This window comes from Pseudomonas sp. ADAK7, from assembly GCF_012935675.1.
GTDB lineage: Bacteria > Pseudomonadota > Gammaproteobacteria > Pseudomonadales > Pseudomonadaceae > Aquipseudomonas.
In genome coordinates, this window is the sequence record NZ_CP052861.1 from 6358302 (window position 1) to 6377795 (window position 19494).

Here is a 19494-nt window from a genome sequence, read left to right on the forward strand (position 1 = left end):
AATCATCATACGATATGACTATTCGCTACACGTTTTGACCGCTGTACCGGCTTTCAAATAACGCTCAAAAAAATAACAAGGAGTCAGCTTATGAATCGTCGTCGTGGGATCCGTTCCCTGTGCTGTGCCGCTTTGGCGGTCACGGCGGTCAGCCTGAGCAGTTCGCTGCTGGCGGCCGAGCAAGTGAAAATCGGTTTTCTGGTCAAGCAGGCGGAAGAGCCCTGGTTCCAGACCGAATGGGCCTTCGCCGAAAAGGCCGGCAAGGACAAAGGTTTCACCGTGATCAAGATCGCCGTGCCTGATGGCGAGAAAACCCTCTCGGCCATCGACAGCCTGGCCGCCAACGGCGCCAAGGGATTCGTGATCTGCCCGCCGGACGTCGGCCTCGGCCCGGCCATCGTCGCCAAGGCCAAGGCCAACGGCTTGAAAGTGATCGCGGTCGATGACCGTTTCGTCGATGCCAGCGGCAAGTTCATGGAAGACGTGCCTTACCTCGGCATGGCCGCGTTTGAAGTCGGCGAGAAACAGGGCAATGCCATGGCCACCGAAGCGAAAAAACGCGGTTGGGACTGGAAAGAAACCTACGCGGTGATCAACACCTTCAATGAACTCGACACCGGCAAGAAACGCACCGACGGTTCGGCCAAGGCGCTGACCGATGCGGGCTTCCCGAAAGACCATATCCTCTTCACCGCGCAGAAAACCCTCGACGTCCCGGGCAGCATGGACGCCACCAACTCGGCGCTGGTGAAACTGCCCAGCGGCGCGAAAAACCTGATCATCGGCGGCATGAACGACAACACCGTGCTGGGCGGCGTGCGCGCCACCGAAAGCGCCGGGTTCACCGCGGCTAACGTCATCGGCATCGGCATCAACGGCACCGACGCCATCGGCGAACTGAAAAAGCCCAACAGCGGCTTCTTCGGCTCGATGCTGCCAAGCCCGCACATCGAGGGCTACAACACGGCCGTGATGATGTACGAGTGGGTCACTACCGGCAAAGAACCGCCGAAATATACGGCCATGGATGAAGTGACACTGATCACTCGCGAGAACTTCAAGCAGGAACTGGAAAAGATCGGCCTGTGGAACTGAAGGCCGGTTGATTTCATCGGCGGCCCTGGCGACGGGGCCGTCTGATCTGTGTGATGAGGTGGTTATGCAAGCGCAAACACAAACACAAGAACACCGCGGCGGCAGCTTGCGCTTCAACGGGATTGGCAAGACCTTTCCCGGGGTGAAGGCGCTGGACGGCATCAGCTTCGTCGCGCATCCGGGGCAGGTGCATGCCTTGATGGGCGAGAACGGCGCCGGCAAATCGACGCTGCTGAAAATCCTCGGCGGCGCCTACATTCCGAGCAGCGGCGACCTGCAGATCGGCGAGCAGACGATGGCCTTCAAGTCCACCGCCGACAGCATCGCCAGCCGCGTCGCGGTGATTCACCAGGAGCTGCACCTGGTTCCGGAAATGTCCGTCGCGGAAAACCTGTTCCTCGGGCATCTGCCGGCCAGTTTCGGCCTGATCAATCGCGGTGCGTTGCGCCAGCAAGCGTTGGCCTGCCTCAAGGGCCTGGCCGATGAAATCGATCCGCAAGAAAAGGTCGGGCGCTTGTCACTCGGCCAGCGGCAATTGGTGGAAATCGCCAAGGCCTTGTCCCGTGGTGCGCATGTGATTGCGTTCGATGAACCGACCAGCAGCCTTTCAGCGCGGGAGATCGATCGCTTGATGGCGATCATCGGTCGCCTGCGCGACGAAGGCAAAGTGGTGCTCTACGTCTCCCATCGCATGGAAGAAGTGTTCCGCATCTGCAACGCGGTGACGGTGTTCAAGGACGGCCGCTTCGTGCGCACGTTCGAGAACATGAGTGAACTGACCCATGATCAGTTAGTGACCTGCATGGTCGGTCGCGACATCCAGGACATCTACGATTACCGTCCGCGTCAGCGCGGTGCGGTGGCGCTGAAGGTCGATGGTTTGCTCGGGCCAGGCCTGAGGGAACCGGTGAGTTTCGAGGTGCACAAAGGCGAGATTCTCGGGTTGTTTGGATTGGTTGGGGCAGGGCGCACCGAGCTGTTCCGCATGCTCAGCGGCTTGACGCGCAACACGGCGGGTCGCCTGGAACTGCGTGGCCATGAACTGAAACTGCGTTCCCCTCGCGATGCAATTGCCGCCGGGGTTTTGCTGTGTCCCGAGGACCGCAAGAAGGAGGGCATCATGCCGCTCTCCAGCGTCGCCGAGAACATCAACATCAGTGCGCGCGGCGCCCATTCCACTTTCGGTTGCCTGTTGCACGGCCTATGGGAAAAGGGCAACGCCGAGAAGCAGATCGCGGCGCTGAAAGTGAAGACGCCCAGCGCCTCGCAAAAAATCATGTACCTGTCCGGCGGCAATCAGCAGAAGGCCATTCTTGGTCGCTGGCTGTCGATGCCGATGAAGGTCTTGCTGCTCGACGAACCGACCCGAGGCATCGACATCGGCGCTAAAGCGGAGATCTACCAGATCATCCACAACCTCGCCGCCAGCGGTATCGCGGTGATTGTAGTGTCTAGCGATCTGATGGAAGTGATGGGCATTTCCGACCGCATCCTGGTGCTGTGCGAAGGCGCGATGCGCGGCGAGCTGTCCCGCGACGAGGCCAATGAATCCAACCTGCTGCAACTGGCTTTGCCGCGCCAACGCGCTGACGGCGTGGCGAACTGAGAGGTAATTATGATGACCATCCAAAACAACGCTCTGCCCACCCTGCGCAAACCCCTGGACCTGCGACGTTTTCTCGATGACTGGGTGATGCTGCTGGCGGCCATCGGCATCTTTGTGGCTTGCACTTTGCTGATCGACAACTTCCTCTCGCCGCTGAACATGCGTGGCCTTGGCCTGGCGATTTCTACGACCGGGATTGCCGCGTGCACCATGTTGTATTGCCTGGCGTCCGGGCATTTCGATTTGTCGGTGGGTTCGGTGATTGCCTGCGCCGGCGTGGTTGCAGCGGTGGTGATGCGGGACACCGACAGCGTCTTTCTCGGCGTAGCGGCGGCGCTGTTCATGGGGCTGGTCGTCGGGTTGATCAACGGGATTGTGATCGCCAAGTTGCGGGTCAATGCCTTGATCACGACCTTGGCGACCATGCAAATCGTGCGTGGGCTGGCCTACATTTTTGCCAATGGCAAAGCGGTCGGCGTGTCCCAGGAACAGTTCTTCGTCTTCGGCAACGGCCAGTTGTTTGGCGTGCCGGTGCCGATCCTGATCACCATCGTGTGTTTCCTGTTTTTCGGCTGGCTGCTGAACTACACCACCTACGGGCGCAACACCATGGCCATCGGTGGCAACCAGGAAGCGGCGTTGCTGGCCGGGGTCAACGTTGACCGGACCAAGATCATTATCTTCGCCGTGCATGGTTTGATCGGGGCGTTGGCCGGGGTGATCCTCGCTTCGCGCATGACCTCCGGGCAACCGATGATTGGCCAGGGTTTTGAACTGACGGTGATCTCGGCCTGTGTGTTGGGCGGGGTGTCGCTGAGCGGCGGGATCGGCATGATCCGGCATGTGATTGCCGGGGTGTTGATTCTGGCGATCATCGAGAATGCGATGAACCTGAAGAACATTGATACGTTTTATCAGTATGTGATTCGGGGTTCGATTCTGTTGCTGGCGGTGGTGATTGACCGTCTGAAACAACGCTAACCCCTCTACCCGATCGTTCCCACGCTCCGCGTGGGAATGCCTCAATGGACGCTCCGCGTCCGCTTCTGGGACGCAGAGCGTCCCGGGCTGCATTCCCACGCAGAGCGTGGGAACGATCAGTCCACCCGTCACCTCCTAAAAAATATCCCTTGCCCGCCCGACCCTGTTTCGGTTATCACTTTGTACATGATTAGACAGGTTCGATTTGACAAGAAACAACGGGTGGTCGACGAGCTCATCCGGCGCATCGAAAGCGGCCTCATGGAGGACGGCTTTCTATTGCCGGGCGAGCATCAGTTGGCTGAAGAATTCAAGGTCAGCCGCGGCACGCTGCGTGAAGCCCTGGCCGAACTGAAGCGGCGTAACTACATCGCCACGCAAAGCGGCGTCGGCTCCATCGTCACCTTCGACGGTGTGGTGCTCGATCAGCGCAGCGGCTGGGCCCAGGCGCTGGCGGACAGCGGGGCGCTGATCAACACCGAAGTGTTGCGCCTGGAAGCGGTCAGTCGTCCTGACTTGCTGTCGCGGTTCGGCACCGACCAATTCATCACCCTCGACCGTCGCCGCCGCGCCAACGACGGCACACTGGTGTCCCTGGAACGCTCACTGATTCCCGCCACCGGCACCCTGGAAAGCCTGCCGCGAGTGGGGCTGATCGATAACTCGCTGACCATCACCCTGGCCGCCTATGGCTACATCGGCGAACGCGGTGATCAATGGATCGGCGCCGAACCGTTGAACGCCGAAGACGCCGAGCTGCTCGGTCGTCCGACCGGCACCGTATTCCTCAAGGCCCTGCGCACCACGTACGACCGTCAGGGCCGGTTCATGGAACAGGTCGAAAGCCTGCTCGACCCTGTGCATTTTCGTCTGCACCTGCAATTTGGAGAGTCAAAGTGACCGCGCTCAATCGTGCCTTGGGCGCGTTCTATGGTTTGGCTTTGGGCGACGCCCTGGGCATGCCGACCCAATCCCTGAGCCGCGCCGAGATCAAGGCGCGCTTCGGCGAAATCACCGACCTGGAAGACGCTGGCCCCGATCAACCGATCGCCGCCAACATGCCCAAGGGCTCGATTACCGACGACACCGAACAGGCGATCCTGGTCGGCCAATTACTGATCGAAGGCGAAGGCCGGATCGAACCGGCCGTGCTCGCCCAACGTTTGATCGAATGGGAAGCCGAGATGCAGGCCAAGGGCTCGCAGGATTTGCTCGGCCCTTCGACCAAACGTGCCATCGAGATGATCCTCGCCGGCCATTCGCCGGAAGAGTCGGGGCGCTACGGCACCACCAACGGCGCGGCGATGCGCATCACCCCGGTCGGGATCGCGGCGGATGTTGCTGATCCAGAGCGTTTCATCCGTGCCGTGGTGCAGGCCTGCCAGGTTACCCACAACACCACGTTGGGCATCTCCAGCGCGGCGGCAGTGGCGGCGGTGGTCTCGGCCGGGATCAACGGCATGGACCTGGGCGAAGCGCTGAACCTGGGCATGCAAATCGCCCAGCAAGCGGAAAGCCATGGTCACTGGGTCGCGGGCGGGCGCGTTGCCTCGCGGATCAGCTGGGCACGGACCATCAGCATCGACAGCGACAAGGCCTTGCTGGCGGACTTGCTGTACGACGTGATCGGTACTTCGGTGGCGTCGCAGGAATCGGTGGTGGTGTCGTTCGCCCTGGCCCAGCAGGTGGCGATTGGTGAATTGAATGCCTTCGAAGCCGTGTGCATGGCCGCAAGCCTGGGCGGCGACACCGACACCATTGCGGCGATTCTCGGCGCCATGCTCGGCGCTTGCCTGGGCCTGGAGAGCTGGCCGGTGGCGCTGATCGAGCAGGTCAAAGCCGTGAATGGCCTGGAGCTGGAACCCCTTGTGAAAGGACTCCTCACTCTTCGCTGAGGTGTACGCAATAAACCTGTAGGCGCTGCCGAAGGCTGCGATCTTTTGATCCTGGCGGTCTTGCGGCAGCTGTCAATCAAGATCAAAAGATCGCAGCCTGCGGCAGCGCCTACACGGGGTTGCGCAGGTCACTTAGAAATCCGTCTGCCCACAACCAAAACAATGGCAACAGGAGCATCCATCATGAGTTCATCGAACGCCGGGCCAAGCGCCGGGCAACTGGAAACCCGTGGCATCGAACCGGTCCCGGAAAGCGAGTGCAACGGTCATCCGCTGCAACTGTTCTGGGTCTGGTTCGCCGCCAACATCTCCATCCTCGGCTTGCCCCTGGGTGCCACGCTGGTGGCGTTTCGCGGCCTGGCGATCTGGCAGGCAATCATCGTCGCGATTCTCGGCGCCGCTGGTTCTTTCGCGGTGGTGGGGATCATTTCCATTGCCGGCCGTCGTGGCCGCGCACCAAGCCTGACTTTGTCCCGCGCGATCTTCGGTGTACGCGGCAATATCGGCCCGACCGTGGTTTCGCTGATGTCGCGCCTGGGTTGGGAAACCGTCAACACCACCACCGCCGCCTTCGTGCTGTTGTCGTTGTGCTCGATCCTGTTCGGTTCGCCGGTGGAAGCGAAAAGCGCACCGGTGCTGACGCTGATCTTCATTGCGATCTTCGTGCTGCTGACGCTTTCGGTATCGGGCCTCGGCCACGCCACCTTGCTGGTGATCCAGAAGTGGGCGACCTACGTGTTCGGCGCGTTGAACATTCTGGTCGGCGGTTTCCTCTGCGCCACCATCGACTGGAGCGCGGTGTTCAACGCCACGCCGGCACCGCTGAGCGCGATGATCATCGGCGTCGGCACCATGGCCGCAGGCACCGGGATCGGTTGGGCCAACGCTGGCGCGGACATGTCGCGTTATCAGCACAAAAGCGTCAAAGCCGTGCGCCTGGTGGCCTCGGCCGCATTCGGTGCGGGGATCCCGCTGGTGCTGCTGATCACCCTCGGCGGCTTGCTGTCGGTGGGCAACAACGACCTAGCCCAAGCCACAGACCCGATCATCGCGATCCGCGACATGCTGCCGACCTGGATGGCCGTGCCGTACCTGATTACCGCGTTCGGCGGCTTGCTGCTGTCGAACAACCTGTCGGTGTACTCCGCCGGTTTGACCACGCTGACCCTCGGCCTCAAGGTCCCGCGCGTCTACGCAGTGGTGGTGGACATCGTGGCGATCTTCGCCGGTTCGATCTACTTCATGCTGATCGCCGACAGCTTCTACGGCCCGTTCATCACCTTCATTTCCCTGCTGGCGGTGCCGATCACCGCGTGGGTCGGGATCTTCGTCGTGGACCTGATCCATCGTCATTACTACAGCCCCAAAGACCTGCTGGACGTCAGCCCGAGCAGTGCCTATTGGTATCGCGGCGGTATCGAATGGCGTGCCTTCGGTGCCTGGGCGATTGCGATTGTGCTGGGTTTCAGCTTCACCACCATCGGCACCACGGCCGAAAACATCTGGTTCCGCGGCTTCCTCTCCGATTCGTGGCTGGGCCATAACGGCCTCGGCTGGATCGTGACCTTCCTGGTCGCCGGCGGCATTTATTTCGTACTCGGCGGGGCCAAGGATCGTCGCGCTGCACTGACTGAGAACGCTCATGCCTAAGTTGTTGCACACCGGCCAGGTCATCATCGACCTGGTCATGGCCGTGGATAAACTGCCCCAGGCCGGCGGCGATGTGTTGGCGCAATCCGCCAGTTTCGAAGCCGGCGGTGGCTTCAACGTGATGGCCGCGGCCCAGCGCAATGGTTTGCCGGTGGTTTACCTCGGCCGGCATGGCACCGGACGTTTCGGTGACCTGGCGCGGGAAGCGATGAAGGCGGAAGGCATTCAGATTGGCATCGCCGACAAAGCCGAGCGCGATACCGGGTTATGCGTCGCGGTGACCGACGCCTCGGCCGAACGCAGTTTCATTTCCTACATCGGCGCTGAAGGCGACGTATCCACCGAGGACCTGGCGAGCGTGCCGGCGGAGGCGGGGGACTATGTCTATGTCAGCGGTTACAGCTTGCTGCACGTTGGCAAGGCTCGGGCGTTGGTGGATTGGGTGTTGGGATTACCGAAAGGCATCAACGTGATTTTCGATCCGGGGCCGTTGGTGGAATCGCCGGATGAACCGTTGATGAATGCGTTGCTGCCACGCATCGATGTGTGGACCAGCAACAGCGTCGAGGCGCTGCGGTTTACCGGGGCAGCGGACATTGCTGAGGCGCTGGATCGGTTGGTCGATCATCTGCCGGCCGATGTGTTGATGGTGGTGCGCGATGGGCCGCAAGGGTGCTGGATTCGTCAGCGCGGTGACTGCCAGCACGTGCCTGGGTTCAAGGTCGACGCGGTAGACAGCAACGGCGCCGGGGATGCCCATGCCGGGGTGTTTGTGGCCGGGTTGGCTCGAGGGTTGTCGGCGCTCGAGGCGGCGCGAAGGGCGAATGCGGCGGCGGCTTTGGCGGTGACGCGGTGGGGGCCGGCGACTTCGCCTGGGTCGGCTGAGGTGGATGCGTTGGTCCGCGAGCATTCGGGCGACTGATCGGTCGCCTTTGCGGGCAAGCCCCGTTCCTACAGAGACGGCGGTAGGCTATTTGCTATCCCGTCTCAAAATTTGCACAATGCGCGCCCCAGGAAGGGGAAGTGTCTGACAGCCTGTCAGGCCAGTTTCGTACACTCATGGAGAGAGTCCCCCGTTTGCAAAGCCTCCCCCCGAATCCTCCCGGCAAGCCATGCATGGCCCGCCGCGTTTCTTTATGGAAGAGAAAGAATGAATTTCCGGATGATGATTGCCGCGACACTGGTCGCGACCTCGGCACTGTTGGCCGGTTGTGGCGACAAGCCTGACGCGACGGCCGCTGCGCAGCCAAAGCAAAGCGCCGCAGAACAGCAGCAAATCGAGAAGTACAACCTGTATGTCGATGTGGCCAACAGCCTGACGACGTCGTTCCAGGAAGCCCAGGACAACTACCTGAACCAACAGATGCCGCTGTTAAAGGGTAAAGAAGCGCCCACCTCGATGCGCATCGAGAATGACATCCTGGTTGATCGCTCGGCGACGAAGCTGGATGCCGCCGCTGCCATCGACAGCCCGATTGTTGAAATCGATGCCGCCGCCAAGGACTTTTCCGCAGCGTTGAAGACGTTGTCACCGTTGAGCCACGAGCTGAACAACTACGCCGACTCCAAAGGCTACCTGGCCGACAATGGCGCCAAGGCGCGTGAGTTGAGCAAGGATTACCTGGCGGCGCTGACCCTGGTCGCGCAGAAAGAACAGGCGTTCTACAAAGGGTTGAGTGATCGTGATCAGGCGCTGACCAAGGAAGCGTTCGACAAGGCACCCAAGGACACCGCGGCTTACTATCGCGCGGGGCTGATTTACTACGGCAAGCTGAACAATGCCGATGCCAACGTCTTGTTTGCTGCACCCAATGATCCGGCAGCGCTGGACGCTTTCGAAAAGTCCCTGGCACAAGTGGCGGATGCCGCGACAGGCTGGAACAAGAAAGTCACCGAACAGTCTGCCAAGTCCGGCAAGAGCTGCAACGGCGGCATGTTGGAGATCAACGATTTTCTGGGCCAGTCCCGTTCGATGATCAAAGACGTCAAGGACGGCGTTTTCAAGCGTGAAGAAACCGGTGTCATGGCGCGCATGAGCAGTTCGAACATCGCCAACTCGGCCAAACGCTATAACAGCAAATACTCGAACGTGATCAATCGGTTCAATTACCCGATGTGCTGAGTGCTGACTTTTAAAATATCTGGCGTCTGATCAGACGCCATCGCGGGCAAGCCTCGCGCCTACAGGGGGATGTCGTACACCTGTAGGCGCGAGGCTGGCCCGCGAAGGGGCCATCAAATCCAACTCAAATCCCCAGCGTCAACCGGCCTTACGCAACGCCTCAATCAACTCCTGCTTGCGCATCCCTGACCGCCCCGGAATCTTCTTCGCCCGGGCTTCTTTCATCAAACTGTCGACGGTCTGGGTATCGCGCGAAGCCTTGCTGTTGCGCGCATGACCTTCACGGCTGGCCACCGCCCGCCGGGATGATTCCTTGCGGTCCTCGGACTTGGCGCTCGCCGGTTTCTTGCGCCCCGAGCCAGCGGCCCGTTCGCCGCCACCCGACTGCTTGTTCACCGTCGCCCAGGCCCGGGCTTCGGCTTCGTCTTTGGAAATGCCTTTTTGTTCGTAGCTGTCTTCGATGTGCTCGGCCTTGCGCTTTTGCTCGGCGGTGTATTTGTCTTTGCTTCCACGAGGCATGGGATTTCTCCTGGCTTCAGTGTTGTGAAGATCGCAGCAATTCACAGTGCCGCAGGCGCTGCCAAAGGCTGCGATCTTTGATCTTCAGGCGTTAAACATCCAGCTTGCGCGCCGCCTCGACCCCAGCGGCACTGAGCTTGATCGGCAGGTTCAGCGAGTGCTCGCCCGCCTCGTTACAGGTCACATGACCATGGTGGATCAGTCCGCGTTCCTGCAAGGTGGCGAGGGTGCTGGCCACGACTTTCTCCCCCCGGTAATTGTCCAGGACCTCCTTGCCCAAACCACTTGGATGGGCGTGCAACAGGCGGGTCAGGACTTCTTTTTCCAGGTTTTTATCGACGTTCATGGTTACCTCTTTCATGGATGTGGATAGGGTGTTGCGTCGCTCGCGTCGGCGAACTATTGACCGGTACCTTCGGAGCCCGAACCACCGGTGGTGGTTTTCGAGCCCGTGCCGGGGCCGGCGTTATCGGGTGTCTGGGCGTCCGGCGTGCTCGTCCCGCCCTGACGACCGGTGTCGTTGCCCTTGAGGCGCGGATCGGTGCCCGTGGACGGCGGCAGACTGCTGTCGATCCCCGAGCCATCGGTGTTCATGCCAGGGGCACTCTGGATGGCGGGGGCTTTGGGTTTCTCCACCGGGTCGGTGGGGCCGGTACCGGTGGCAGTGGTGGCGGCGAAGGCCGTAGAGGACAGCAGGGCAGCGAGAGCGAGAGCGGTCAGCCGGGACATGATCATGGTGTCGTCTCCAGATTATTAGAGTCCTTACCTGATGTTGGTCCGCCTTCGGTTGGGTTGGTGCCTGATGAACGACGAACGGTTCAGGCTGACGACAGCGCCAGGGTCAGTTGGAAGACGACCGGCAAACACCGATTTCTTCCTTGAACAACTCCATGAAACCCTTCAAACGCTGATGGCGAATCTGCGCCAGGTGCTGGCCCGTGACGGTCTGGAAGCCGTCCGCCAGGTGCAGCAGCTTGGTCTGGAAATGGTCGAGGCAAAAGCGCTTGTCGTCGTAGTCCCGTGCTTTGGCTTCCGGGTCCTGCGGGTCGTACAACGCACTGCCCATGCGCCCGGCGATGTAGAAGGTTCGCGCCACGCCGAGCATGCCGAGGGAATCGAGCCGGTCAGCGTCTTGCATGATTTTCGCTTCGAGGGTGGTCGGGGTGATGTTGGCGGAAAAGCTGTGAGCCTCGATGGCGTGGGTGGCGGCGGTGATTTTTGCGCCGGGCCAGTCCAGTGTCGTCAGCAGCGTCGCCGCTTTATCCGCTGCCAGCCTTGAGGCCTGGGAGCGCAACGGCGAGTTCTTCTCCACCGCCACGCAATCATGCAACAGCACCGCTGCCAACAACACGTCCAGATCACCGCCTTCTTGTGCGTGAAGCGTGCGCACGTTGTGCCAGACGCGCTGCAAGTGCGACAGGTCGTGGGCGCCGTCCTCCGAGGGTTCCAGCGCGTGGGGCAGGAGTGTCTCGGCGAGGGTTTGCAGGGGGGCGAAAGCGGTGGCGGTCATAAACATCCTTTTATGGGTCAAATCACCATTGTGGCGAGGGAGCTTGCTCCCGCTGGGCTGCGCAGCAGCCCCAATCTCAGGCGCCACGGTATTTCAGTTAGAACGGGGTTGCCAGTTTTACGACTGCTTCGCAGTCGGACGGGAGCAAGCTCCCTCGCCACAGATCGATTGCCGCCTTAGTATGGCGTTTTCCACTTCTGACAAGGCACGTCCATGACGATCGAGATCCGCCCGGCGACCCCCAGCGATGCACCGCAAATCCTCGCGTTCATCACTGAGCTGGCCGACTACGAACGTGCCCGTCACGAAGTCATCGCCAGCGTTGCCGACATCGAGCGCAGCCTGTTCAGCGAAGGCGCCACCGCCCACGGCCTGATCTGCCTGCGCGACGGTCTGGCGATCGGCTTCGCGGTGTTCTTCTTCAGCTATTCCACCTGGCTCGGCAGCAACTGCCTGTACCTCGAAGACCTCTACATCACCCCCGAACAACGCGGCGGCGGCGCCGGCAAAACCTTGCTGCGCCACCTGGCCAAAATCGCCTGCGCCAATGATTGCGGGCGTTTCGAATGGAGCGTGCTGGACTGGAACAAACCCGCCATCGAGTTCTACAAATCCCTCGGCGCGCAGCCACAGGAAGAGTGGGTGCGTTATCGGATGGATGGGGCGGTGTTGCGGGAGTTTGCCGAGGGGCGTTGAGGGCTGATGGCAATCTGCTGCTGAACCGGTTGTCGACATCGCTCTAGTCCGGCACTCTGTGCGCCTTTTGCGCGCTCACGGACGATATATGCCATGCAAACAGGCTTCCGCTGAGTTCCCCCTAAGTTCATGTACATCCCCCACCCGCCGTGTGGGCGGTGATGGGGATAAGTACGCGTTTTTGTTTGATTTGTTTAAAGGGATTTATATGGCAAGGCTTTTAGCCGTTTTGATGTTCTGTGTGTTGTGTTCATCGTGCATGCACTTGGACGTGCCGGCCGCGCGGATCGAATTTACCTCACTTGAATATGATTCAGGTTCTTATTATTTGCGATTCAGGTCCGACCGGGATCTGGTCAACTTGTACGACGCGCACGGCATCAGCGCGCAAGTCGGTACCTGGGTGAACTGTTCCCTGGATGGAGACACTGATTTTTCCATCCTGCATCACATTCAATTGTCGGCGAATGGCCCGGTGGATGAGGTGCGGATCGTTGAGGGTGATCGTCGTTATGAATTCAAGGCCTGGTTTAGATTTGAAGAGGATGAAGACGAGGGAAGTAGTTCTCGTCCCATTCGCAAAGAAGTGCTGTTGTCATTGTTGAAAAAGCAGGAATACATCCCCTGCATGGCGCGCATCACGGCCTTTTTGTATAAGGCGTATTACTCCAAGGTTATGTACATTCCGACTTCGCGGATTATTGCCGAAGTCGAGAAAGAAATAACGGCGCCAGAATATGTCATCTTGCCGCCGGAGGATCGGCAGTTGTCCTGGTTGCTGTTCGAACCGATCTGCATTAATGAAACGCGCTACTACGCGGGCACCATCATCGTTCATGGAGGGGTATGCAGTGGTTTGCCCTACAGCGGACTGTTGAGTTCATTTGCGCCGCTTACAGGTCAGTTCCAGATTGTCGATAGCAAAACCAAACAGCCGAGAGCCAATGTCAGCTACTTCATAAGACGTGCTGACGGGCGGGAGGAGGAAGGGTTGAGCGACGCGCAAGGCAAAACGCACATCTTTGGGGCCAATGAGCATGAATCCTTCAAGCTTTTCGTGTCCGGTGACGATGTCGAAGGTATTGGGATATAGCGTTTGTTGATTCCCATAATATGGGACGATAAATTACATATTGAGATTTTACCGCTAGGAGGTCTATAGTCCAGCTCACTCACTGCCAATAAACAAAACAGGTGAAGCGATGCTGGCGCAATTGATCGCGCTCGATTGGGGGACAACCTCATTACGTGCTTACAAACTCGCCGCGGGTGGCCAGGTGCTGGAACAGCGTTCGCTGTCGTCCGGGATCATGCAGCTGCCGCGCACGCCGCGAATCATCAACGGCCAGGAATGCACCGACGGTTTTGAACTGGCCTTCGATGACGCCTGCGGTGACTGGCTCGACGCGCAACCCGATTTACCGGTGATTGCCTGCGGTATGGTCGGCAGCGCCCAGGGCTGGCGAGAAGCGTCCTACCAGGACACGCCGGCCAACGTCGCCAATCTCGGAAACTCCCTACAAACCGTTCGCAGTCTTCGCGGTGTCGATGTGCACATCGTGCCGGGTGTGATTCAACGTTCGCATCTACCGAACGTGATGCGTGGCGAAGAAACCCAAGTGCTTGGCGTGTTACAGAACCTGCCGAGCGGGGCGAGCGGCGATCTGTTGATCGGCTTGCCGGGCAGTCATTCGAAATGGGTGGAAGTGGCCGACGGCTGCATCGTTCATTTCGACACCTTCATGACCGGCGAAGTCTTCGCCGTGCTCAGCGAACACAGCATTCTCGGGCGCACCCAACAGCAGGGCACATCGTTCGATGGCCAGGCGTTTGATCGCGGTGTGCAAGTGGCGTTGTCGGCGGACGGCGAGATCGGGCCGTTGTCGACCTTGTTTAGCGCTCGCAGCCTCGGGCTGACCGGCGAACTCAGCGCCACCGCGCAACCGGACTATTTGTCCGGCCTGTTGATCGGGCATGAGCTATCGGCTTTGGCCAACGTTCAGCGCCGCCGTCGTAACAGCGTGCATCTGCCCTCGATCATCCTCATCGGTAATACCCAACTCTGCGCCCGCTACAGCCGGGCCCTCGATGCCTGCGGCTTTGCCAAAGTGACCCTGGCCGAACAGGCCACCGAGCGCGGGTTGTGGCAACTGGCGGTTGCCGCCGGACTGATCAAACACCATCCATCCCGTTAAACCTGACTGGAGGTCTGACATGCTCAAGCAAGCCCTGGCGCAAAACGGCCTGATCGCGATCCTGCGCGGCCTGCGTCCAACAGAGGCTGCGGCCATCGGCGAAGTCCTGTACAGCGCCGGATTTCGCGTCATTGAAGTGCCGCTCAATTCCCCCGAGCCGTACGAAAGTATCCGCATCCTGCGCAGTACCTTGCCTGCCGATTGCCTGATCGGCGCGGGCACGGTGCTGACACCGGAACAGGTCGAGCAGGTGAAAGCGGCGGGCGGGCAGGTGATCGTCATGCCCCACAGCGATCCCAAGGTGTTGCGCGCGGCGAAGACGGCGGGGTTGTTCCTGTCGCCGGGCGTGGCGACGCCGACCGAAGCCTTTGCCGCATTGGCCGAAGGCGCAGATGTGCTGAAGATGTTTCCCGCCGAGCAGATGGGCCCAGCCGTAGTGAAAGCCTGGCTCGCGGTGTTGCCGGCCGGGACCATTCTGGCGCCGGTCGGTGGCATCACGCCGGACAACATGCAGGTGTTTATCGACGCGGGCGTCAAAGGTTTCGGCCTGGGTTCCGGGTTGTTCAAACCGGGCATGACGCCCGAGCAAGTGGCGGCCAATGCCAAGGCTTACGTCACTGCCTGGAAAGCCCTGAGCTAAGACTTTTTGGCGCTGTGAGCGCTGCATCTAACAAGAGAGACAACAAGATGAAAATCACCAAACTCACCACCTTCATCGTGCCGCCGCGCTGGTGCTTCCTCAAGATCGAAACCGACGAAGGCGTGACCGGCTGGGGCGAACCCGTGGTCGAAGGCCGCGCCCACACCGTCGCCGCAGCCGTTGAAGAATTGTCCGACTACCTGATCGGCAAAGACCCACGCAACATCGAAGACATCTGGACCGTGCTCTATCGCGGCGGCTTCTACCGGGGCGGCGCGATTCACATGAGCGCACTGGCCGGTATCGATCAGGCGTTGTGGGACATCAAGGGCAAGGCGCTGGGCGTGTCGGTCAGCGATTTGCTCGGTGGCCAGGTGCGGGACAAGATTCGCGTGTATTCGTGGATCGGTGGCGACCGCCCGGCGGACACCGCGCGCGCGGCGAAAGAAGCGGTCGAGCGTGGTTTCACTGCGGTGAAAATGAACGGCACCGAAGAGCTGCAATTCCTCGATTCCTTCGAGAAAGTCGACCTGGCCCTGGCCAACGTCGCTGCCGTGCGTGACGCGGTCGGGCCGAACGTTGGCATCGGTGTCGACTTCCATGGCCGGGTGCACAAACCCATGGCCAAGGTGCTGATGAAGGAACTCGACCCGTACAAACTGATGTTTATCGAAGAACCGGTGCTCAGCGAAAACTACGAAGCGCTGAAGGAACTGGCGCCGCTGACCAGCACGCCGATTGCCCTCGGCGAACGCTTGTTTTCGCGCTGGGATTTCAAGCGCGTGCTCAGCGAAGGCTACGTCGACATCATCCAGCCCGATGCTTCCCACGCTGGCGGCATCACCGAAACCCGCAAGATCGCCAACATGGCCGAAGCCTACGACGTGGCGCTGGCGCTGCACTGCCCGCTGGGCCCGATTGCCCTGGCGGCGTGCCTGCAACTGGACGCGGTTTGCTACAACGCGTTCATCCAGGAACAGAGCCTGGGCATTCACTACAACGAGAGCAACGACCTGCTGGATTACGTCAAGGATCCGCGGGTGTTTGATTACGACAAAGGCTTCGTGAAGATTCCGAATGGCCCGGGCCTGGGCATCGAGATCAACGAGGAATATGTGATCGAACGTGCGGCGGTCGGGCATCGCTGGCGCAACCCGATCTGGCGCCATGCCGATGGCAGTTTCGCCGAGTGGTGATACCCACGCGGTGATCGTTCCCACGCTCCGCGTCGATCGTTCCCACGCTGAGCGTGGGAACGATCACAACTTACGCCCTCAATAAACATAAGAAGAGGCATCCCTCATGCAACCGCAAACCCTCACCGGGCAGGCGTCGTTGGTGACGCCCAGCCGTAAGCGTTTTTTCATCATGGTGCTGCTGTTTATCACCGTGGTGATCAACTACCTCGACCGCAGCAACCTCTCCATCGCCGCCCCGGCGCTGACCAGTGAACTGGGGATCGACCCGATCCACGTCGGCCTGATTTTCTCCGCGTTCGGCTGGACCTACGCGGCCATGCAGATCCCCGGCTGCTGGCTGGTGGATCGTGTCCCGCCGCGAATTCTATACAGCGTCGCATTGCTGTTGTGGTCGATCGCCACGGTGATGCTCGGTTTCGCCGCCAGCTTCATCGCGCTGTTCGTGCTGCGCATGGCGGTCGGTGCGCTGGAAGCCCCGGCGTATCCGATCAACAGCCGCGTGGTCACCACATGGTTCCCCGAGCGTGAGCGCGCCACGGCCATCGGTTTCTACACCTCCGGGCAGTTTGTCGGGCTGGCGTTTCTCACGCCGGTACTGGCCTGGTTGCAGCATGAGTTTGGCTGGCACATGGTGTTCGTCAGCACCGGTGTGGTGGGCATTATCTGGGCGGTGATCTGGTACGCGGTGTATCGCGAGCCGCGAGATTTCAAGGGCGCCAACGAGGCGGAAATCGACTTGATCCGCGAGGGCGGCGGGTTGGTGGATATCCAGGCGGACACCGCCAAGGCCAAGGCGAAATTCAGCTGGACCGACCTCGGCATTGTCCTGAGTAAACGCAAACTGTGGGGCATTTACCTCGGCCAGTTCTGCCTCAATTCTACGCTGTGGTTCTTCCTGACCTGGTTCCCGACTTACCTGGTGAAATATCGCGGCATGGACTTCATCAAGTCCGGCTTGCTTGCATCGTTGCCGTTTCTCGCGGCGTTCGTCGGTGTGTTGTGTTCCGGGTTCTTCTCCGACTTTTTGATTCGTCGCGGCTACACCGTCGGTTTCGCCCGCAAGCTGCCGATCATTGGTGGTCTGCTGATTTCCACTTCGATCATCGGCGCCAACTTCGTCGAATCGACGCCGCTGGTGATTGCCTTCCTCGCGTTGGCGTTCTTCGGTAACGGGCTCGCCTCGATTACCTGGTCGCTGGTTTCAACGCTGGCCCCGGCGCGGTTGCTCGGATTGACCGGCGGGGTGTTCAATTTCATCGGCAACCTGTCGGCGATTACCACACCGATCGTCATCGGTTTCCTCGCCACCGGCGATTCGTTTGCCCCGGCGATTACCTACATCGCGGTGCTCGCGCTGATCGGTGCACTGTCCTACGTGCTGCTGGTGGGCAAGGTCGAGCGTATCGAGTTGTAGTCCCGGCCGTCGGGCGACCATAATGCCGCCCGTTCCCTCGCTCAACGGTAAAGGCTGGATATGCAGGAAGACGCCCCAAAAATCGCCAAGGACGCCGCGCCGACCGGCACCCAGACACTGCTTCGTGGTTTGGGTGTGGTTCAGGCCGTGGCCAGTGGCGCCCGCGATCTCAAGGAAATCGCCCGGCTGATCGGTACGACGCGCAGCACGACGCATCGTCTGGCCAGTTGCCTGGTGGACGAGCGTTACCTGCGTGTGGTGCCGCAAGTCGGCTATTTGCTGGGGCCGAAGCTGATCGAACTGGGTTTCCAGGCGCGGGAAGAGTTGCCGCTGGTGACGTTGGCCGGGCCGTATCTGGATGAGTTGTCGGCGTTGACCGGCGACACCATTCACCTGGCGATTCGTGAGGGCGACGAGGTGCTGTACTTGCACAAGAATCCGGGGCGCAATGGCCCGGAAATGCGTTCGCGGGTCGGCCATCGCATGCCATTGGCGCGCACCGGGATCGGCAAGGCGCTGATGCTCGATGACACCCAGCAAGACTGGAAGCGGCTGTACGAAGTGAGCCTGCCGGCGGGTGGGAAAAATCAGTTCTGGCCGCAGCACCCGGAGCAGTCCTGGGAGCAGTTTCAGCAGCGCATGGTGGAATATGTGGCGGGAGGGTACGCGTTCGATCTGGAGGACAACGAACCGTCGATCCGTTGTGTCGCGGCACCGATTCGGGATGCCAGCAAGCGCATCGTTGCCGGGATCAGCATCGCCAGCACCGTGCCGTACATGCCGCTGGAAAAAATGGCCGAGCTGATTCCCCTGATCAAAGGGGTCACGGCCCGGCTCTCTGCCGAACTCGGCGCTAAGGTCTGATCAGACCTTCAGCGTCGACATGTCGATCACGAAGCGGTACTTCACGTCACCGGCAATCATGCGGGTGAACGCTTCGTTGATCTGATGGATGTTGAGCATTTCGATGTCGCAGGTGATGTTGTGCTCGGCGCAGAAATCCAGCACTTCCTGGGTTTCGGCAACGCCACCGATCAGCGAACCGGCCAGCACGCGGCGGCTCATCACCAGTTTGCCGGCGTGGACCGGTGGATCAACCGGTTCGATCAAACCCACCAGGATATGCACGCCGTCGAAGCGCAGGGTGTCGAGGTAGGGGTTGAGGTCGTGCTGCACCGGAATGGTGTCCAGCAGGAAGTCGAAATGACCGGCGGCGGCCTTCATCTGTTCGGCATCGGTGGACACGATCACGTGGTCCGCGCCCTGGCGTCGGGCTTCTTCAGCCTTGCTCGCCGAGCGGGTGAACAACGTCACTTCGGCGCCCATGGCCTTGGCGAACTTGATGCCCATGTGGCCGAGACCGCCCATGCCGAGGATCCCGACCTTGTCGCCGGCCTTCACGCCGTAGTGCTTGAGCGGCGAGTAGGTGGTGATGCCGGCGCAGAGGATCGGCGCGGCGCTGGCCAGGTCGAGTTTTTCCGGGATGCGCACCACGAAATGTTCGCTGACCACGATGCTGTCGGAGTAACCGCCCATGGTGTTGCTGCCATCGACCCGGTCCGGGGTGGCGTAAGTCATGGTCGGACCTTCGAGGCAATATTGCTCAAGGTTGGCCTGACAGGCTTCGCAGCTGCGGCAGGAGTCGACCATGCAGCCAACACCGACCAGATCGCCGATTTTGTGCTTGGTGACGTTCGTGCCGATGGCGGTGACTTTGCCGACGATCTCGTGGCCGGGCATCAGCGGGTAAACGGCGATGCCCCACTCGTTGCGGGCCTGGTGGATGTCGGAATGGCAGACGCCGCAGTACAAAATGTCGATCGCAACGTCGTCGGCCCGAGGGCTGCGGCGTTCGAATTTCACGGGGGCGAGGGGAGTGGTGGCCGACTGGGCGGCGTATCCGATAGCGGTGTACATAAGGAACCTCGCAAAAGCAGTGACAGGTGAGGTGGGCCATTCTGGGCACTGAACC

Annotated in this window: 20 protein-coding genes; 15 read left to right on the forward strand and 5 right to left on the reverse strand. The window is 60.6% G+C overall.

Annotated features, from left to right (window positions below; translation table 11 throughout):
* The first annotated feature begins 90 nt into the window (after positions 1-90).
* The 8 genes from HKK53_RS29270 (at position 91) to HKK53_RS29305 (ending at position 9349) form a co-directional block, all read left to right on the forward strand.
* Positions 91-1095: a substrate-binding domain-containing protein gene (locus HKK53_RS29270; RefSeq protein ID WP_169373629.1), complete on the forward strand. Its 1005-nt coding sequence runs from the start codon at positions 91-93 to the stop codon at positions 1093-1095.
* Positions 1096-1159: 64 nt separating this feature from the next.
* Positions 1160-2701: an L-arabinose ABC transporter ATP-binding protein AraG gene (araG, locus tag HKK53_RS29275; RefSeq protein ID WP_169373630.1), complete on the forward strand. Its 1542-nt coding sequence runs from the start codon at positions 1160-1162 to the stop codon at positions 2699-2701.
* 12 nt (positions 2702-2713) lie between these two features.
* Positions 2714-3682: an L-arabinose ABC transporter permease AraH gene (araH, locus tag HKK53_RS29280; RefSeq protein ID WP_169373631.1), complete on the forward strand. Its 969-nt coding sequence runs from the start codon at positions 2714-2716 to the stop codon at positions 3680-3682.
* Positions 3683-3868: 186 nt separating this feature from the next.
* Positions 3869-4582, forward strand: coding sequence for a GntR family transcriptional regulator (locus HKK53_RS29285; RefSeq protein WP_169373632.1), 714 nt, complete (start codon positions 3869-3871; stop codon positions 4580-4582).
* Positions 4579-5577 carry an ADP-ribosylglycohydrolase family protein gene (locus tag HKK53_RS29290; protein ID WP_169373633.1) on the forward strand — a complete coding sequence of 333 codons (999 nt, stop codon included), beginning with the start codon at positions 4579-4581 and terminating at the stop codon, positions 5575-5577. Before HKK53_RS29285 ends, HKK53_RS29290 begins: the two co-directional genes overlap by 4 nt.
* A gap of 183 nt (positions 5578-5760) precedes the next feature.
* Positions 5761-7227, forward strand: coding sequence for a purine-cytosine permease family protein (locus HKK53_RS29295; RefSeq protein WP_169373634.1), 1467 nt, complete (start codon positions 5761-5763; stop codon positions 7225-7227).
* A complete protein-coding gene (locus tag HKK53_RS29300) occupies positions 7220-8149 on the forward strand; it encodes a PfkB family carbohydrate kinase (protein ID WP_169373635.1) in 930 nt (309 codons plus the stop codon). Before HKK53_RS29295 ends, HKK53_RS29300 begins: the two co-directional genes overlap by 8 nt.
* 228 nt (positions 8150-8377) lie before the next feature.
* Positions 8378-9349, forward strand: coding sequence for a DUF3829 domain-containing protein (locus HKK53_RS29305; RefSeq protein ID WP_169373636.1), 972 nt, complete (start codon positions 8378-8380; stop codon positions 9347-9349).
* A 138-nt stretch (positions 9350-9487) separates the two neighbouring features.
* Here HKK53_RS29305 and HKK53_RS29310 read toward each other — a convergent pair whose 3' ends face one another.
* The 4 genes from HKK53_RS29310 to HKK53_RS29325 form a co-directional block, all read right to left on the reverse strand.
* On the reverse strand, positions 9488-9868 hold the full coding sequence (locus HKK53_RS29310; protein WP_169373637.1) for a Rho termination factor N-terminal domain-containing protein: 381 nt from the start codon (positions 9866-9868) through the stop codon (positions 9488-9490).
* Positions 9869-9959: 91 nt separating this feature from the next.
* The gene (locus HKK53_RS29315) at positions 9960-10214 is read right to left on the reverse strand and encodes a hypothetical protein (RefSeq protein WP_169373638.1); all 255 of its coding nucleotides are present in this window, start codon (positions 10212-10214) and stop codon (positions 9960-9962) included.
* Positions 10215-10267: 53 nt separating this feature from the next.
* Entirely contained in the window at positions 10268-10603 is a 336-nt protein-coding gene (locus tag HKK53_RS29320; protein ID WP_169373639.1) for a hypothetical protein, read from the reverse strand.
* Between the two features lie 106 nt (positions 10604-10709).
* The gene (locus HKK53_RS29325) at positions 10710-11378 is read right to left on the reverse strand and encodes an HD domain-containing protein (protein ID WP_169373640.1); all 669 of its coding nucleotides are present in this window, start codon (positions 11376-11378) and stop codon (positions 10710-10712) included.
* 213 nt (positions 11379-11591) lie between these two features.
* On the opposite strand from HKK53_RS29325, the gene HKK53_RS29330 reads away from it, so the two are divergent.
* The 7 genes from HKK53_RS29330 to HKK53_RS29360 all read left to right on the forward strand — a co-directional run bounded on the left by HKK53_RS29330 (position 11592) and on the right by HKK53_RS29360 (position 18386).
* Positions 11592-12074, forward strand: coding sequence for a GNAT family N-acetyltransferase (locus HKK53_RS29330; RefSeq protein WP_133838361.1), 483 nt, complete (start codon positions 11592-11594; stop codon positions 12072-12074).
* 88 nt (positions 12075-12162) lie between these two features.
* Positions 12163-13167 (forward strand): hypothetical protein, encoded by a 1005-nt coding sequence (locus HKK53_RS29335; protein WP_169373641.1) that lies wholly within the window; start codon positions 12163-12165, stop codon positions 13165-13167.
* 109 nt (positions 13168-13276) lie between these two features.
* Positions 13277-14269, forward strand: a complete 993-nt coding sequence (locus HKK53_RS29340) for a 2-dehydro-3-deoxygalactonokinase (protein WP_169373642.1) — start codon at positions 13277-13279, stop codon at positions 14267-14269.
* 19 nt (positions 14270-14288) lie between these two features.
* Positions 14289-14909: a 2-dehydro-3-deoxy-6-phosphogalactonate aldolase gene (locus HKK53_RS29345; protein WP_169373643.1), complete on the forward strand. Its 621-nt coding sequence runs from the start codon at positions 14289-14291 to the stop codon at positions 14907-14909.
* Positions 14910-14956: 47 nt separating this feature from the next.
* Positions 14957-16105: a galactonate dehydratase gene (dgoD, locus tag HKK53_RS29350; RefSeq protein WP_090186690.1), complete on the forward strand. Its 1149-nt coding sequence runs from the start codon at positions 14957-14959 to the stop codon at positions 16103-16105.
* A 106-nt stretch (positions 16106-16211) separates the two neighbouring features.
* The gene (locus tag HKK53_RS29355) at positions 16212-17522 is read left to right on the forward strand and encodes an MFS transporter (RefSeq protein WP_169373644.1); all 1311 of its coding nucleotides are present in this window, start codon (positions 16212-16214) and stop codon (positions 17520-17522) included.
* A gap of 60 nt (positions 17523-17582) precedes the next feature.
* Positions 17583-18386, forward strand: a complete 804-nt coding sequence (locus HKK53_RS29360; RefSeq protein WP_054051831.1) for an IclR family transcriptional regulator — start codon at positions 17583-17585, stop codon at positions 18384-18386.
* On the opposite strand, the gene HKK53_RS29365 is transcribed toward HKK53_RS29360, so the two are convergent.
* Entirely contained in the window at positions 18387-19439 is a 1053-nt protein-coding gene (locus HKK53_RS29365) for an NAD(P)-dependent alcohol dehydrogenase (protein WP_169373645.1), read from the reverse strand.
* Between the last annotated feature and the right edge of the window lie 55 nt (positions 19440-19494).

Coding starts and splice junctions, on each gene's coding strand:
- araH (WP_169373631.1), top strand. CDS start 2,714: ATGACCATCCAAAACAACGCTCTGCCCACCCTGCGCAAACCCCTGGAC.
- HKK53_RS29305 (WP_169373636.1), top strand. CDS start 8,378: ATGAATTTCCGGATGATGATTGCCGCGACACTGGTCGCGACCTCGGCA.
- HKK53_RS29295 (WP_169373634.1), top strand. CDS start 5,761: ATGAGTTCATCGAACGCCGGGCCAAGCGCCGGGCAACTGGAAACCCGT.
- HKK53_RS29310 (WP_169373637.1), bottom strand. CDS start 9,868: ATGCCTCGTGGAAGCAAAGACAAATACACCGCCGAGCAAAAGCGCAAG.
- HKK53_RS29325 (WP_169373640.1), bottom strand. CDS start 11,378: ATGACCGCCACCGCTTTCGCCCCCCTGCAAACCCTCGCCGAGACACTC.
- HKK53_RS29315 (WP_169373638.1), bottom strand. CDS start 10,214: ATGAACGTCGATAAAAACCTGGAAAAAGAAGTCCTGACCCGCCTGTTG.
- dgoD (WP_090186690.1), top strand. CDS start 14,957: ATGAAAATCACCAAACTCACCACCTTCATCGTGCCGCCGCGCTGGTGC.
- HKK53_RS29335 (WP_169373641.1), top strand. CDS start 12,163: ATGCCATGCAAACAGGCTTCCGCTGAGTTCCCCCTAAGTTCATGTACA.
- HKK53_RS29270 (WP_169373629.1), top strand. CDS start 91: ATGAATCGTCGTCGTGGGATCCGTTCCCTGTGCTGTGCCGCTTTGGCG.
- HKK53_RS29330 (WP_133838361.1), top strand. CDS start 11,592: ATGACGATCGAGATCCGCCCGGCGACCCCCAGCGATGCACCGCAAATC.
- HKK53_RS29360 (WP_054051831.1), top strand. CDS start 17,583: ATGCAGGAAGACGCCCCAAAAATCGCCAAGGACGCCGCGCCGACCGGC.
- HKK53_RS29285 (WP_169373632.1), top strand. CDS start 3,869: ATGATTAGACAGGTTCGATTTGACAAGAAACAACGGGTGGTCGACGAG.
- HKK53_RS29345 (WP_169373643.1), top strand. CDS start 14,289: ATGCTCAAGCAAGCCCTGGCGCAAAACGGCCTGATCGCGATCCTGCGC.
- HKK53_RS29340 (WP_169373642.1), top strand. CDS start 13,277: ATGCTGGCGCAATTGATCGCGCTCGATTGGGGGACAACCTCATTACGT.
- HKK53_RS29365 (WP_169373645.1), bottom strand. CDS start 19,439: ATGTACACCGCTATCGGATACGCCGCCCAGTCGGCCACCACTCCCCTC.
- HKK53_RS29355 (WP_169373644.1), top strand. CDS start 16,212: ATGCAACCGCAAACCCTCACCGGGCAGGCGTCGTTGGTGACGCCCAGC.
- HKK53_RS29300 (WP_169373635.1), top strand. CDS start 7,220: ATGCCTAAGTTGTTGCACACCGGCCAGGTCATCATCGACCTGGTCATG.
- HKK53_RS29320 (WP_169373639.1), bottom strand. CDS start 10,603: ATGATCATGTCCCGGCTGACCGCTCTCGCTCTCGCTGCCCTGCTGTCC.
- araG (WP_169373630.1), top strand. CDS start 1,160: ATGCAAGCGCAAACACAAACACAAGAACACCGCGGCGGCAGCTTGCGC.